Annotated in this window: 13 protein-coding genes and 1 pseudogene; all 14 read right to left on the bottom strand. The window is 72.3% G+C overall.

Translation table 11 applies throughout. The features are described 5' to 3' along the window. Positions 1 to 108 precede the first annotated feature (108 nt). Complete coding sequence (locus HYV93_25120) at positions 109 to 1,422, bottom strand: TRAP transporter large permease subunit (GenBank protein ID MBI2529254.1); 1,314 nt, start codon at positions 1,420 to 1,422, stop codon at positions 109 to 111. Between the two features lie 6 nt (positions 1,423 to 1,428). Further along, positions 1,429 to 1,908 carry a TRAP transporter small permease gene (locus HYV93_25115; protein MBI2529253.1) on the bottom strand — a complete coding sequence of 160 codons (480 nt, stop codon included), beginning with the start codon at positions 1,906 to 1,908 and terminating at the stop codon, positions 1,429 to 1,431. 28 nt (positions 1,909 to 1,936) lie between these two features. Next, a complete protein-coding gene (dctP, locus tag HYV93_25110) occupies positions 1,937 to 2,953 on the bottom strand; it encodes a TRAP transporter substrate-binding protein DctP (GenBank protein ID MBI2529252.1) in 1,017 nt (338 codons plus the stop codon). 28 nt (positions 2,954 to 2,981) lie between these two features. After that, positions 2,982 to 4,043, bottom strand: coding sequence for a hypothetical protein (locus HYV93_25105; GenBank protein MBI2529251.1), 1,062 nt, complete (start codon positions 4,041 to 4,043; stop codon positions 2,982 to 2,984). Position 4,044: 1 nt separating this feature from the next. Then, a complete protein-coding gene (locus tag HYV93_25100) occupies positions 4,045 to 4,254 on the bottom strand; it encodes a hypothetical protein (protein ID MBI2529250.1) in 210 nt (69 codons plus the stop codon). Between the two features lie 72 nt (positions 4,255 to 4,326). Then, on the bottom strand, positions 4,327 to 4,611 hold the full coding sequence (locus HYV93_25095) for a hypothetical protein (GenBank protein MBI2529249.1): 285 nt from the start codon (positions 4,609 to 4,611) through the stop codon (positions 4,327 to 4,329). A gap of 114 nt (positions 4,612 to 4,725) precedes the next feature. Next, positions 4,726 to 6,963 (bottom strand): FAD-dependent oxidoreductase, encoded by a 2,238-nt coding sequence (locus HYV93_25090; protein MBI2529248.1) that lies wholly within the window; start codon positions 6,961 to 6,963, stop codon positions 4,726 to 4,728. Between the two features lie 695 nt (positions 6,964 to 7,658). Next, positions 7,659 to 8,084, bottom strand: a pseudogene (locus HYV93_25085) (CoA-binding protein). Continuing rightward, positions 8,081 to 9,247 (bottom strand): CoA transferase, encoded by a 1,167-nt coding sequence (locus HYV93_25080; GenBank protein ID MBI2529247.1) that lies wholly within the window; start codon positions 9,245 to 9,247, stop codon positions 8,081 to 8,083. The pseudogene HYV93_25085 and the gene HYV93_25080 overlap by 4 nt, the downstream one beginning before the upstream one ends. Further along, positions 9,244 to 10,497, bottom strand: a complete 1,254-nt coding sequence (locus tag HYV93_25075) for a CoA transferase (GenBank protein ID MBI2529246.1) — start codon at positions 10,495 to 10,497, stop codon at positions 9,244 to 9,246. The genes HYV93_25080 and HYV93_25075 overlap by 4 nt, the downstream gene beginning before the upstream one ends. Further along, positions 10,494 to 11,654 carry a CoA transferase gene (locus tag HYV93_25070; GenBank protein ID MBI2529245.1) on the bottom strand — a complete coding sequence of 387 codons (1,161 nt, stop codon included), beginning with the start codon at positions 11,652 to 11,654 and terminating at the stop codon, positions 10,494 to 10,496. The genes HYV93_25075 and HYV93_25070 overlap by 4 nt, the downstream gene beginning before the upstream one ends. Continuing rightward, positions 11,651 to 12,757, bottom strand: a complete 1,107-nt coding sequence (locus tag HYV93_25065) for a MaoC family dehydratase N-terminal domain-containing protein (protein MBI2529244.1) — start codon at positions 12,755 to 12,757, stop codon at positions 11,651 to 11,653. The genes HYV93_25070 and HYV93_25065 overlap by 4 nt, the downstream gene beginning before the upstream one ends. Next, entirely contained in the window at positions 12,754 to 13,677 is a 924-nt protein-coding gene (locus HYV93_25060) for an IclR family transcriptional regulator (protein MBI2529243.1), read from the bottom strand. Before HYV93_25060 ends, HYV93_25065 begins: the two co-directional genes overlap by 4 nt. 23 nt (positions 13,678 to 13,700) lie before the next feature. Continuing rightward, positions 13,701 to 14,636 (bottom strand): TRAP transporter large permease (locus HYV93_25055; protein MBI2529242.1); only part of this gene is annotated, 936 nt, incomplete at its 5' end.

Genomic DNA, 14,636 nt, shown 5'->3' with positions numbered 1-14,636 from the left:
GCGCCACCGCGGCGGCGCCCCGAGCCTCGGGCTCTTCCGGGCCGACCACCGTGACCAGGCCCGCCGGCCCGCTCTCGAGCGCCACCTTGTCGCTCACCCCCCGCGCCCTCAGCCGATCCAGTGCGCCGGCAGCCAGAGCGCCAGCGGCGGGAACATGACGAGGACGATGGCCACGCCCCGCATGACGAGGAGGAACGGCAGGCTCCCCCAGATGACCTCGGACAGCGCCGCCCCGGTGACGCCCTGGATGACGAAGAGATTGAGGCCCACGGGCGGGCTCAGGAGCCCCGCCTGGAGCAGCACCGTCATGAACACGCCGAACCACACCTGGTCGAAGCCGGAGGCGCGGATCATGGGCAGGACGAAGGGGAGCATGATGATCATGAGCGAGAAATCCTCGAACACGGTGCCGAGGAGCAGGTAGACGACCGCGATGATGAGCAGGAGCAGGTAGGGCGAGGCGAGCCCTGCGGCGAAGCCCTTCATCATCACCGGGACGCCGTAATAGGCGAGCGCGATGGCCATGGCCTTGGCGGAGATGATGATGAAGAAGAGCATGGCCGAGGTCCGCACCGTCCCGAGGCAGGCCGCCTTGAGCGCCGTCCAGGTCAGGGACCGGTACCCGATGGCGATGAGGAGGGCGGCCGCCGCGCCGACGCCGGCGGCCTCCGTCGGGGTGGCGACGCCTCCGTAGAGGCTCCCGAGGACGGCCACCATCAGCAGGAAGAAGGGCCAGATCTCCACGAGCCCTCGCAGCCGGGCCCCCAGCCCCGGCGCCTGCTGCTGCTCCGCGGCGCTCCGGGGGACGAGCGCCGGGTCGATGACCGCCCGGATGGCGACGTAGACCATGAACAGCGCGCTCATCACGATCCCCGGGACGAAGCCGGCGAGGAAGAGACGCCCGACCGACTCGTCGGCGATGGCGGCGAAGACGATGAAGAAGATGCTCGGCGGGATCAGGATGCCGAGCGTGCCGCCCGCAGCGACCGACCCCAGGACGATCCGCGCCTGGTAGCCCCGGCGCCCGACCTGCTCGTGGTAGGCGACCCGCCCCATGGTGGCCGCCGAGGCCACGCTGGACCCCGAGCAGGCGGCGAAGATCGAGCAGGCGAAGAGGTTGGTCTGGACGAGCCCGCCCGGCAGCCCGCTGATGAGGCGGGAGACGCCGGAGTACAGGCGGTCGACGAGCTGGGCGCCCGAGATGATCTCCCCCATGAAGACGAACAGCGGGATCGCGACCAGGACGAAGGAGGTCGTGGTGTCCCAGGCCTGGAGGCCGATGAGCGACAGGGTCTTGACTCCCAGCACGGGCCAGAGCGTGACGAAGGCGCCGAGACCGACGGCGAAGGCGATCCAGACGCCCGCCGCCAGCAGGAGCAGCATGACCGCGATGCCGACGATGAGGCCCGTCAGTGGTGGCATCGGCCGCTAGCGTCCCCTCAGACGCAGGAGCAGGGCCAGGCACTGGAGCGTGAGGAGGGCGCCGCCGACCACCATGAAGCTCCCCGGAATCCAGAGCGGGGTTTGCAGGTAGGCGAAGGACAGGATGCGCTGGGTGTAGTACTCGCTGACCTGGTAGAGCGCGGCCAGGAGGAACAGGATCGCCCAGGCGCCGGCGAGGAGGAGGGAGGCGCCCTGGAGCAGGGGCCGGAGCGCGCCACCGACACGGTCGATCACGACCTCGACCCGCACGTGCCCACCGATCCTCATCGTGTGGGCCAGGCCGAGGAAGACGATGGCGAGGACGACATAGCCCGAGAGCTCCTCCACGAAGAGGAAGGGGGCGTTGAAGACGCGGCGGGCGACCACGCCCGAGGCCACCATGACGGTGAGCCCGAGCGTGGCCGCCCCTGCCACGGCCGCAGCGGCATCCGACAGCCACTCGATCCGCGCGGCGAGCCGATGCATGGGCGACGGCGTCCCGGGAGGCCCGCGGCTACTTCGCGATCGCCTGGATCTTGGCCACCATCTCCTTGGCCACGGGACCGCCCTTGTCCTGCCACTGGTTCCAGACCCCGCGGGCCTTGTCCAGCATGATCTTCATGTCCGCGGGCGAGGCCTGGGTGAACTCCATCCCCGCCTGCTCGAGCTTCTTCCTGAAGGCCTTGATGTCGACGTCCACGCGCTCCCAGACGCGGTCGGCGGCCTCGCGGCCCGTCTGCCGGACGACCTTCTGGACATCGGCCGGGAGACCATCCACCGTCCGTTTGTTGGCGATGATGTACCAGGCCGCCCCACCCAGGCCGACGTCCCAGGCATACTTGGCCACCTCGTGGAGCTTGGCGTTGAACGTGGCCGAGTGCGTCACCCAGTAGCCGTCGATGACACCCTGCTGAAGCGCCGGATAGACCTCCTCCCAGGACAGTGTCACGGGGGAGGCGCCGATGGCCCGCGTGAAGTCGGTCTCCACCACGCCCTGGGCCCGGATCTTCATGCCCTTCAGGTCCTCCAGGGAGCCGATGCGCTTCCGCGTGTAGATGTTGCGGGGCTCCACCTGGGCCACCGCCAGGGGAACGATGTTGCGCTGCCCCTGCTCCCGCTCCCAGTAGGGCATCAGCGCCTCGACGATCTTCTTGCGGAGCGCCAGGTCGTAGGGGATCAGGCCGGGCAGCTCGATCACCTCGTTGATGCGGAGCTCGCCCGCGGTGTGGGCCCCCCACATCTCGGCGGCCTCGAGGAGGCCGTCCTTGACCACCTGCATGATCCTGGCACCACCGAAGCCCAGGGCGGCCCCGGTGTACACGGTCACCTTCATCCTCCCGCCGGTCCGCTTCTCGACCTCCCGGGAGAACCACATGTCGGCGTCGGGACCCATGTGGCCCGGGTTGAGCAGCGTCTGGAACTTCCACTGGATCGCCTGGGCCTGGGCCTGGGCCGCCGGGGCGAGGGCCGCCAGGACGAGCCCGGCCACGAGCCCGAGGCTGAGGGTCGCCATCGTCCATCGTCTGCGCATGAGTGGCCTCCTCTCCGGCCGGTGCCGGTCAGGGACGTGAGGGTGGGAACACGACAGGCTTCGTCACCGCGGTCGTGTCGGCAAAGTTCGCGCAGTAGCAGACGTGGTAGGGCTCGGGCCCGCCGGCCACGACCACCAGGATGTCCCCGGCGCTCCGGGCGGCGCAGACGAAGTCGCCGTCCAGCGACCGCTCGGCCAGGGGCACCAGCGGGAACACCTCCCGCTCCGGGAAGCGGGTCTTCGGGATCCGGGACAGCTCGAAGAGGGCCTCCTTGACCGCCCGCTTGGTCGGGTAGCCCTGCTGGACGAAGAGGCGGGCGTGGCCAGGCGAGAAGAAGACCGTCGGGTTCCCGCGCCCGTAGAGCACGTTGTTGTTGCCCATGGTGGCCATCGCGTCGGCGGTGAGCAGCAGCATCTCGCGGGCGCCGGCCGAGAGGGCGAGGACGTTGTGCGTCCCTTGCGCGCCGACGGCCGTGACCGTGCTGTCCTCGGGCCGGAAGCCGCGCTCCACGTGCAGCGGCTCCCACGGGCTCTCCTCCTCGTTCTCCCCGAGGCAGAAGGTATATTTCCCCGGCATGCCGATGGTGGCCTTGTCGACTCGGTCCGGCAGCCCGCCGCCGATGTGCAGGAGGATGAGGCGGAGAGCCCGGCCGATCGTGGCATTGGCGCGGCGCCCGGGGCCGAGGGCGTTGCGCCCGCAATTGACGTCGAGCGCGCGCCGGACGGGCCCGTTGACGATGAGGAGCGGCGCCACGGGGTTGGTGGTGGCCTGGATGCCGTGCAGGTTGAAGGCGGGGTCGGCGACGGCCTCCACGGCCGCGATGAGGACGGGCAGGTAGTCGGGCCTGCACCCGGCCATCACCGCGTTGATGGCGATCTTCTCCACCGTGGCGACCCCGCGCCGGGGATCCACCTCCGCGATCACCTCGTCGGGGGCGCGCCCGGAGGCGGCGACCATGGCCTCGACGCGCTCGGGGGTGGGCGGCACCACGGGGAGCCCGTCGCCCCAGCCGCGGCTCTCGAGGTAGCCCTGCAGGGCCCCGAGGTCGTCCGGGACCTCGTGGCGCGCGGACGTCAGCGTCGTGGGCATGTCAGGCCTTCGCCCTCAGCTTCTCCGGGGGCGGCATCGGGACGACCATGGTCCCGGCGAAGCGGACCAGGGCCTCGTCGACGATGGCGGCCACGCGCGCGGGCTCCGAGTACTCCGTCTCCTCAGATGGCGGCAGCACCACCATCGGGGCGCCGGGCATCCTCGCCCGCTCGTGAGTGGCCTGCGCCAGGCCGACGAACCGCTCGGTCACCAGGACTGCCGTCGGGATGCCTCGTCTCAGGAGCTCGGTTTGGTCGTGGACACTCCACGCCGTGCAAGCCCCTCAGTTGGCCAGCCCGACGATGGCCACGTCCGCGCGGGCCGCGACCTCGTCGAGCAGCTCGGACGGGGCGGGCGCCGAGATCGGGATCACCCGCTGGAGCACCTCGGCCACGCCATGCTCGCGGCGCAGCCCCTCCGCGAAGCGCTCGGCCACCATGTCCATGCTCTTCCACCGGTTGTTGAGGATGGCGACCACCTTGCCCTCGAGGCTGGGCACGGGGCCCGGAACGCGCTCGCGCCCGGGGCGCGGCTGGGCCGTGGGATCGAGAATCGTGATCGTCGGCATTGTGCCTCCCTCCCTGTACGGACGTTCAGCGTAGTGAACGGTGAGTCGCGCCACGCGAGGCGCCCACCATACTAGTCTGCCCTCCCGGCGGGTGCAACCCGGTCGCCATCCCGCTCAGAGGAGGCGCCCCACGCGGTGGCCCTCGTGGACGGCCGAGGTCGCCGAGCGGGGCGCGTAGCAGTCGCCGATCACGTGCAGCTCGGGCACGGCAGCCCGGAGTCCGGCGAGCAGCGCGGTCTCGGCCTGATTCGGGCCCGCCACCACGAGGGCATCCACCCGTCGGAGCCGCCGGGTCTGCCCGGAGTAGAGGTTGCGGACCAGGACCTCCCGGCCGCCCTGCCGGACCAGCTCGCTCCCCGTGAGGATGGCGACGCCCCGCTCCAGGAGCCGCCTCATGACGCCGATGCGGCTCACGTAGTTGACATAGGGCCCGACCACGTCGAGCGGCGTCACCAGCCAGACGCGCTCGGCCTGCGCCGCCACGAGCTCGGCCACGCCTGGCCCTTCGTGCTCGCCGATCCGGTCGACGACGACGACGCGCGCGCCCACCTTGCCGTCCTGCTCCACAGCCTGCCAGGAGGAGAGCACGTGGACAGGGCCCGGGCCCTGGTCGAGCGCGGGCGGGCGCGCCCCGGTGGCCAGGACGACGGCGTCCGGGGCCAGGGTGCGAACCGTCTTGACCGTCGTCTCGGCGCCGAGCCGGACCTCGATGGGGAGGCCTTCGACCTGGCGCACGAGCCAGCGCGTCATCTCACCGAACTCGGCGCGCCCGGGCAGCCGCGCGGCGAGGAGCGCCTGGCCGCCGAGCGCGGGACCACGCTCGAGGAGCATCACGCGGTGGCCGCGGAGGGCCGCGACGCGGCTCGCCTCCAGCCCCGCCAGGCCCCCGCCCACCACGACGATGCGCCGCATCGCGGCAGCCTGCGGCGGCCGGTCGGCGTCAATCGTCGCCTCGGCGCCCACCGACGGATTGTAGATGCAGAGCATGGGCTTGCCCGCTGCAACCGCGCCCCAGCAGACGTTGCAAGCGATGCAGGGCCGGATCGCGGCGGCCCGGCCCTCCCGGGCCTTGCGCGGCAGCTCGGGGTCGGCGATCAGCGCGCGGCTCATGCCGACGAGATCGGCGTCTCCCGCCCGGAGCACCTCCTCGGCGTCCTCGGGCGTGGCGATCCGGGCCATGGCGCAGACCGGCAGCCCTCCGGCCGCTTCGCGGACACCCCGCGCCAGGGTGCGGAAGGCCAGCCGGGGGAAGTGCATGTCGGGGCAGTGGGCGTCCAGGCTCTTCGAGAAGTTGCCCTGGCTCACGGCGAGGTAGTCCAGCGCCCGCGTCCCGGCCAGCCGCGCGGCGATCCGCTGGGCCTCGGCGATATCGATCCCGCCCTCGACGAGCTCGTCGCCGTTCATCTTGAGGCCGGCCACGCTCTCCCGGCCGATCGCGCCCCGCACTGCTTCCACCACGCGCTCGAGGAAGCGCAGGCGGTTGTCGAGCGAGCCGCCGTACTCGTCGTGCCGTCGGTTGGACCAGGGGGAGAGGAACTGCGTCACGAGGTAGCCATGGGCGCCGTGGATCTCCACCCCATCGAAGCCCGCCTCGCGGGCGAGTCGCGCGGTGGCCCCGTAGTGGGCGATGACCTCGTCGATCTCCTCCCGGCTCATCTCGTGGGGGACGGTGGCGGACATCGGGTCAGGGACCGGCGAGGGCGCCCACGGGGCCGAGATCGGTGTCCAGAGCTGCTGGCGGCCCATGTGCCAGAGCTGGGCCAGGATCGGCACGCCGTGGGCATGGACTGCCTCGGCGATCCTCCGGAGGCCGGGCAGCGACGCGGGGTCATCCCCGCGGATCGCCACGGCGGTGGGGACCGCAGTGCGGTGGACGCAGATCGCCTCGCTCACGATGAGCCCGACGCCGCCCCGCGCGCGCGCCCCGTAGTACTGCGCGTGGCGCTCGGTGGGGAGGTTCCGCTCGGCGTAGTTCGTCAGCGTCGCGGCATGCACGAGCCGGTTGGCCAGCTCGATCGGGCCGAGGCGGATCGGCGAGAAGAGCCGGGAGTCGCTCAGCGCTCGCCCTCGACGCGAAACTCGGGCCCGAGCCGGAAGCCCCAGTAGGCGCGCAGCGCGCAGAGCGCGCTCACGAGCCGGGGGGTGGACTCGAAGACCGGGATCCGGTGCTGTGTGAAGTACTCGAGGGCTGCACCCGCCAGGGCCTGCCCGGCCGTCCAGCAGATGATGACGGGCTTGGGGCTCGCGCTCATCCGCGCGTGGACCTGGCGGGCGAACTCGGGGTCGCCCACCGCCGTCAGCACGACGGCCACGGCGTCGATGGTGGGGTCGTCGAGCACGGCAGCCAGGCACTCCCCCACGGCGGCGGGCCGGGTGATCATCGTACCCGTGAAGTCGACGGGATTGGCGGTCGTCCCGTAGTCGGGGATGTGTTGCCCCAGCACTCGCCGTGTCCCGGCGGTCAGGGGCGGGATCGCGAAGCCGGCCTCTCCGAGCAGATCGGCCAGCTCCACGGCCAGGCCGCCGGCGACCGTCAGGATGGCCACGCGGTTGCCCCCGAGCGGACCGGCGCTCGCCAGCGCCAGGCCCGCGTCGACGAAGTCGTCCATGTGGCGCGTGCGGACCACGCCCCGCTGCCGGAGGAGCGCGGCGAGGGCGCGGTCGCTGCCGCCCACGGCCCCCGTGTGCGAGAGCGCCTGGCGCCGTCCCGTCTCGGTGCGTCCCGTCTTGTTCACCACCACCGGCTTCCGCGCCGCGACCTCGTCGACCACCCGGGCGAAGCGCCGAGGCTCTCGGATCCCCTCGACGTGGAGCAGGATCACCCGGGTGTCCTCATCGTCCCCGAAATACTCGAGATAGTCGACCGCGACCAGGTCCCCCTCGTTGCCCGAGGAGACGATCTTCGCCGTCCCGACGCCGGCCCGCGACAGGCGCGAGGAGACGATTCCGCAATAGGCCCCCGACTGCGACACCAGCGAGATGGGACCCGGCCGCTGGCCGACAAACATCTGGCTGAAGGACAGCACGACCCCGCCCTGGAGGTTCACGAGCCCCTCGCAGTTCGGCCCGACGATGCGCATGCCCGCCGCCCTTGCCACCGCGCTCATCCCGGCCTGCGCCCGGGCGCCCGCGGGCGAGGACTCGGCGAAGCCAGAGGTGATGATCACGGCCACGCCCACGCCCTTGGCGGCGCACTCGCTGACCGCGGCCGGCGTCGCCTCGGCGGGGATCAGGAGCGCCGCCATGTCCACGGGCCCGGGCACCCGCGCCAGCGCTGAGTAGGTCGGGAGACCGAGGATCGGCCCGGACCGGGGGTTCACGGGGTAGATCCGCCCCGGGAAGCCGCCCGTGACGAGATGCTCGATGAGCTTGTAGCCGAACTTCTCGGGCTGGGCCGAGGCCCCGATGACCGCGATGGTCCGCGGGGTGAAGGCGCGGTCGAGAGCTTCCCGGAGGCTGGTCGTCGCGCTCATGAGCCACCTCCCGGGAGCTGCACCACGCCCAGCCCGACCAGGGCCTCGATCTCGGCGGGGGCAAGGCCGAGCCGCTCGAGCACCACGCGGCCGTCGGCGCCCAGGGGCGCGCCGGGCCAGCGCAGCCCGGCAGGGGTCCGGCCGAACTTCCACGGCGGTCCGAGCGTGCGGATCACCTTCCCCGACGCGGTCACCGTCTCCACCACGAGCCCCCTGGCCTGGACGTGCGGGTCGGCCAGCGCCGGCCCCAGATCGAGCACGGGCTCGACGCAGGCCTCGACCCGGTCGAAGAGCGCCATCCACTCGGCCTGCGGCCGGGTGAGGAAGCGCTCCGCGAGGAGACCGATGAGCTGGCGCTGGCGGGCGGGCGGGGCGAACTGCTCCTCGACCCGATCCGGCAGGTCGAGGACCTCGAGGAGGGCGCGCCAGAACTGCCCCTCGAGGGCTCCGACGGCGAGGTACCGGCCGTCCCTGGTCTCGTAGACGTTGTAGCAGGCGTAGCCCCCGCCCAGGAGGAGCTCGCTCCGGCTCGGCGGATGTCCGGCGAAGAGGTTGCCCGCATGGAAGGTGAGCATGGAGACGGTCGCGTCGAAGAGGCCGACGTCGACGAACTGCCCCTCGCCGGTGCGCTCCCTGTGCCAGAGGGCGCCGAGGATCGCCACCACGGCCTGCATTCCACCGCCGAGATCTGCCATGGGCAGGACTGGCAACACCGGCGGCCCACCCGCGGGCCCTGAGAGCGCCAGGAGCCCCGCGCGCGCCAGGTAGTTGACGTCGTGACCCACCCGGTCGCGGGCGGGCCCGCCGTGCCCGTACCCGGTGAGGGAGCAGTAGACGAGGCGCGGGCGCTCGGCGGCCAGCGTGGGGTAGTCGAGGCCGAGCCGCGTCGTGACGCCCGGCCGGAAGCCCTCGAGGAAGACGTCGGCGCCACGCAACATCCGGAGGAGGAGACGGCGGCCGTCCTGCCGCTTGAGGTCGATCACGATGGAGCGCTTGTTGCGGTTCATGATCGCCGGCAGCTGCATGCGGGCGATCCGGTCCGGCGTCGGCCCCGCCACCATGGTGACCTCCGCGCCCATATCGGCCAGGAGGGCGGAGGCGTAGAGACCCGGGAGATACTTGGAGCAGTCGATCACGCAGAGGCCGGCGAGCGGGCCACTCACGCCAGCACTCCGCTCGAGCGGAGCCGCCCGACCTCGTCGGGGCTGAGCCCGAGCAGGTCGCCGAGAACCTCCTCGGTATGCTCCCCCAGCGCGGGGGCCGTCCCCCGCACCGCGCCGGGCGTCGCCGCGAGCTTGATGGGGTGGGCGTAGACCTCCATGGTCCCGATCCGGGAGTGGCTCGGCCGGGCGAGGAGGCCCCGAGCCTGGAAGTGCGGGTCGCGCTTCTCGTCCTCGATCCCATAGACGGGGAAGGCCGCCACCCCGGCCTGCTGGAGGGTCTCCGTCGCCTCCCAGGCCGTGCGCTCGCGCGTCCACTCGGCCAGCCGGCGGTCGAGCTCCTCGAGGTGAGCCTGGCGGCCCGCCAGCGTCGCGAAGCGCTCCTCGCGTGCCCAGGCCGGGCCACCGACGGCCTCGACGAGCCGGGCCCAGGCCCCGTCGTCCTCGACGGAGATCGCCACCCATCGGTCCTCGCCACGACAGGGGTAGTTGGCGTGCGGCGCCATGGAGCGGTGGCGGCTGCCCTCGGGGCCGGCCACCCGGCCGTTCATGAAGTAGTCCATCAGCGACTCGCCGGCCAGGCCGACGGTCGCCTCCAGCTGCGACATGTCGATGTACTGCCCCTGGCCGGTGCACTCCCGATGCCAGAGCGCGGCCAGCACCGCCAGCGCACCGTGGTGCGCGTTCGAGGGATCCGCGTAGCCGAAGGCAAGCATGCCGAGGACGCGCTCGCCCGCGTAGCCGACCAGGCTCTCGAGCCCCGCCAGGCTCGACAGCGAGGGGGCGAAGGTCTTGAGGTCGTTCCATGGGCCCGTCTGCCCCGCCGCGGAGCAGGAGATCATCACGAGGTCCGGCTTCACCGCGACGAGGGCGTCCCAGTCGAGCCCGATTTCCCGGAGCACGCGCGGCGAGAAGTTCTCGATGACGATGTCGGCCGTCGCCACCAGACGCTTGAGCAGGGGCGGCGCCGCGGGGTGCCTGAGATCCACCGTCACCGACTTCTTGCCGCGGTTGTAGTTGTGGAAGAGCGGCACCGAGTCGATGACCTCCGCGCGCGAGGCGAAGGCCTCGGCCTGACGCTCGCCCTCGAGGACCGGCGCCGGGATCAGCCGGCAGTAGTCGAGCCGCTTGGTGGACTCCACCTTGATGACCTCCGCCCCCATGTCGGCGAGCAGGCTTGCCAGGACGGGGCCCACGGCCACCCAGCCGAAGTCGATGACGCGGATGCCGTCGAGCGGGCGGGCTCCGTTCACGCGGCGAAGACCTCCTCGGTGTGCTCGCCCAGGAGCGGCGCCGGCCGCAGCAGGCGCCAGGGCGTCGCCGAGAGCTTCCACGGAGGGCCGGGGTAGCGGAGCCGCCCTGCGGCCGGGTGATGGATCTCGACGAAGAAGTCCCGGCTCGCGAGCTGGGGGCAGGCGGCGACCTCGGCCGCGTCACGGACCACCGAGAACGGGATCCCGGCCCGGCGGCAGACGGCGAGGATCTCCTCGGCGCGGCGCTCGCGGAGCCAGGGGGCGAGCAGGGCATCCATCTCGTCCGGGTACTCGCGTCCGACGCGCGCCCGGTCCTGGTAGCGCGGATCGCGGCTCCACTCGGGGCTGCCCATGGCCTCGACGAACTTCTTCCAGGGGTGCCCCGAGCGCGTGATCATGCAGATGTAGCCGTCCTGGCAGGGGAGGATCGTGTAGGGATAGTAGCCGCCGGACTTCGCCGCGCGATGCCCTTCGCGGGCCCAGGGCAGGCCGGAGGCGGTGTACATCACCGAGGTGATCCCGCCGTAGAAGGCCACGACGTCCGCGCTGGCGACGTCCACGTGCTGGCCCTGCCCCGTGCGCCGGCGGGCGAACAGCGCGAGCAGCGCCCCGATGGCGCCGTTGACGCCGCCCTGGTAGTCGGGCTGCGAGGCCGGCAGCGGGAGTGGCGGCCTGCCTGGCGCGCCGATGGTGATGCTGGCCGCCCCGGCCGCGGAGGCCTGCAGCCCCTGCCCGCGGAAGCGCGAGCAGGGACCCGAGCGGCCGAAGGTGGTGATGGAGACATGGACGAGCCGCGGCCAGCGCCGCCGCGTCTGCTCTGGAGTGAGGCCCCAGCGCTCGAGGCGCCAGACCTCCAGGCTCTCGATCAGGCAGTCGGCGCGCTCGAGCAGGCGGCCGAGCCGCTCGCGCCCCGCGGCGGCGTCGAGGTCCAGGACGACACCCCGCTTGCCGGCGTTCAGCAGGAGAAAGAGGCCGCTCCGCTCCGGGTGGGGCTCGTCGCGGAGGAACGGCCCGTGGCGGCGCGCGCGGTCGCCCTCGGGCGGCTCGACCTTCACCACGTCGGCGCCGAGGCCCGCCAGCAGGCGCCCCGCATAGGGCGCCGAGATGAACTCTCCCAGCTCGACGACCCTGAGGCCATCGAGGGCCCCCGGTGTCACGCCCCCGCCCCGCGGCGCGGCAGGACCACGACGGCCTCGCCCAGCGCGATCGTCTCGCCGCGCTGGTTCACCGCCCGGAGGTCGAGCGTCACCTCGCCCCGGCCCTCGGCCGCGGCCTTCGCGCGCACCGTGCCGCGGCACCAGGTGGTGTCGCCGATCAGGTTGTGACGGCGCACCTGCACGTTGAGCCGCCGGAGCAAGCCGGCGTCCCCCATCCAGTTGGTCACCAGGTGGCCGAGCCAGGACACCCGCTCGGGGCCGTAGTCGTAGGCCGCCGGCACCCCGACGGCCCGGGCGAGGGCGTCATCCCAGTGCACCCGCTCGGGCGGCTCGGGGACGCCGAAGGCATTGGAGATGCCCAGCGCCGGGTGGCGGTCGAAGAGATCGAAGGCCAGGCCATGCGCCCGGACGTAGAGGCTCCCCCACCCCTGGACGAAGGCGACCACGGAGGTCACCGTCAGCGGGCCCTTGACCAGCTCGGGAAGCGCGTCGCCCGGCGCCACGTCCTCCCAGTACCGCGGCTCGGCCCCCCGGATCGCCTCGTTCCGGTAGGCCTCGCGGATCGGCGCGATCTCCTCGGGCGAGTAGCGGTGCGGGTCCGCCGGCCTGTACTTCTTCCGCTCGCGCGCCGTGTCGCGCTCGGTGCGGAAGCACCACGAGTCGGCCTCGCAGACCGCCGCACCGTCCTGGTTGACGAAGGTCGTCCGGTAGATCTGCTGGACGGCCCGGCGCGCGAAGGTCGACTGCTTCTCCACGAGGTCGAGCAGGATGCTCTCGCCGACGATGCGGTCACCCTCGCGGATCGGCAGCCGCCAGCGAAAGTCCGTCCCCCCGTACATGGCGTGGATGCCCGGCAGGCCGCCCACGTAGCCGGAGACGATCCGGTCCATGGCAAAGAGGATCGTGGGCGGCGCCACCCGGTGCGCGGCCCAGTGAGGGTTACGGTCCCCGATGCCGTGCGCCCAGTGGCGGATGGCGTCGCGGGAGGCGACTTCGATGTAGGGCTCGGGGCGCCTCACGGGCCGACCGAGGAAGCCGCGAAGCTCGGCGAGCGCCTCGTCGGTGATGGTCGGGAACTTCCAGGGGCTGCTCTCGGTGGTCATGGGCCCTTCTTCTCGCCTGACGCAGGCTCAGCGCCTCCGCCGGTCTCTTGGAGTTTCGGGGGATGCCCGCCGAGGGCCTCGGTGACCCGGTCGGCCGCCGCCCGAAGCAGGCGACCGTCGGTCGTCATCCTGGCGGCCGGGAGATCGGCCGCGAAGCCCACCGTCAGCAGGAGGAGCACGATCCGGCCGCTCGGGTCGAACACCGGTGCGGCCAGAGCGTGGGTCCCGGCATAGTACTCGTCGTAGTTGGCTCCGAAACCCTGGCGCCGGACCCGCTCGAGCTCGGCCAGGTACTGGCGCGTGGACCGGATCGAGCGCGGGGTCATCCTCGGCAGGGGCACCCGCCTCAGGGTCTCGCGGATCTCGGCGTCCGGCAGCCAGGCGAGATAGGCCTTGCCGAGGGCCCCCGCCGTGAGCGGGAACCGCTCGCCCACGGACACCGTCACCTTGACGGCCCGGGAGCTCTCGGCCTTCTCGAGGACGAGGAACTCGGTGGCGCCGTAGGGCGCGGCCAGGAAGCAGCCCAGCCGCGTCTGGCGCGCGACCTCCTCGAGGGGCGGGCGCGCGAGGAGGACGGCCGTGCGCTGGCTCCGCGCCGCCTCGGCGAGCCGGACCAGGCCCGCCCCGAGCACGTAGCGCTTGGAAGGCTCCACGGTGACGACGAACCCGTGGGCCTCCAGGGCCTTGACGATGCCATGCGCGGTGGACTTGCTGAGGTGGCAGGCCCGCCCGATCTCGGTGACGCCGACCCCCTCGCCCCGGGTGGCCAGGCAGCGGAGCACCCGGACCGCGCCGTCGATGGCGGGGACCCGGCTCCGCTCGCCCCCGGCCTCCGCGGGCCGCCGCCCGCTCGCGCGCGGCAGCCCCCGGGCCTTCCCCGACGAGGCCGTGGGTCGGTACCTGGAACGACCGTTCTGCATCCGGAACATCATGCAGTGTCCGCTCAGCGCATGAGGCTCGGCAGCCAGGTCGCCGTCTGGGGGAAGACGGCCATGAGGACGATGCTCACGAGGAACAGGAGCATGAACGGGAGGGCGCCGCGCGCGACGTCGGTCATCGCCGCGCGGGAGATCCCCTGGATCACGAAGAGGACCAGTCCCACGGGGGGCGTGATCTGGCCCAGCTCGATGAGCGTCACGAGCACCACCCCGAACCAGATCGGGTCGAACCCGGCGTTGAGGATGACCGGGTAGAGCACCGGCAGGGTGAGCACCATCATCGAGATCCCGTCCACGAGCATCCCGAGGATGATGTAGAGGATCGTGATCACGGCGAAGAGCGTCCACCGCGAGAGGTCGAGGGCCACCACCCCCTCGCTGACCTGGCGGTTGATACCGGTCCTGACGAAGGCGAAGGAGAGGATCTGGGCGCCGAGGATGATGAACAGCACCATGCAGGTGATCCGGACCGTGTTCACCAGCGACTCGCGGAGCGCGGCCCACGTGAACCGGCGGTAGAGACAGGCGAGGAGCACCGCGCCGCTGGCCCCCACGGCCGCCGACTCCGTGGGCGTCGCGATGCCGAACCACAGCGAGCCCAGGACGGCGACCATCAGCGCCACGACCGGGAAGACGTCCACGACAGCGCCCCACCGCTCGGCGAGGGTCGGGCGGGATGCCCCGGGGGGCACCAGCTCCGGCCGGAGATGCACCGCCACCCAGATGTAGAGGAGGAAGATGGCCGTCACCATGACGCCCGGGATGACGCAGGCGATGAAGAGCTTGGCCACCGACTGCTCCACGATGGCCCCGTAGATGATCGTCGCGATGCCGGGGGGGATCAGGTTCCCGAGCGCCCCGCCGGCGGCAATGGTCCCGTAGATCATGCGGGGCGCATAGCCCCGCTCCCGCATCTCCGGGATGGCCACCGTGCCGATGGC

The sequence above is a fragment of the Candidatus Rokuibacteriota bacterium genome, from assembly GCA_016188005.1.
GTDB lineage: Bacteria > Methylomirabilota > Methylomirabilia > Rokubacteriales > CSP1-6 > UBA12499.
This window is presented reverse-complemented; position numbering and strand designations above follow the sequence as displayed.

Coding starts and splice junctions, on each gene's coding strand:
- HYV93_25120 (MBI2529254.1), bottom strand. CDS start 1,422: ATGCCACCACTGACGGGCCTCATCGTCGGCATCGCGGTCATGCTGCTC.
- HYV93_25115 (MBI2529253.1), bottom strand. CDS start 1,908: ATGCATCGGCTCGCCGCGCGGATCGAGTGGCTGTCGGATGCCGCTGCG.
- dctP (MBI2529252.1), bottom strand. CDS start 2,953: ATGCGCAGACGATGGACGATGGCGACCCTCAGCCTCGGGCTCGTGGCC.
- HYV93_25105 (MBI2529251.1), bottom strand. CDS start 4,043: ATGCCCACGACGCTGACGTCCGCGCGCCACGAGGTCCCGGACGACCTC.
- HYV93_25095 (MBI2529249.1), bottom strand. CDS start 4,611: ATGCCGACGATCACGATTCTCGATCCCACGGCCCAGCCGCGCCCCGGG.
- HYV93_25065 (MBI2529244.1), bottom strand. CDS start 12,757: ATGACCACCGAGAGCAGCCCCTGGAAGTTCCCGACCATCACCGACGAG.
- HYV93_25060 (MBI2529243.1), bottom strand. CDS start 13,677: ATGCAGAACGGTCGTTCCAGGTACCGACCCACGGCCTCGTCGGGGAAG.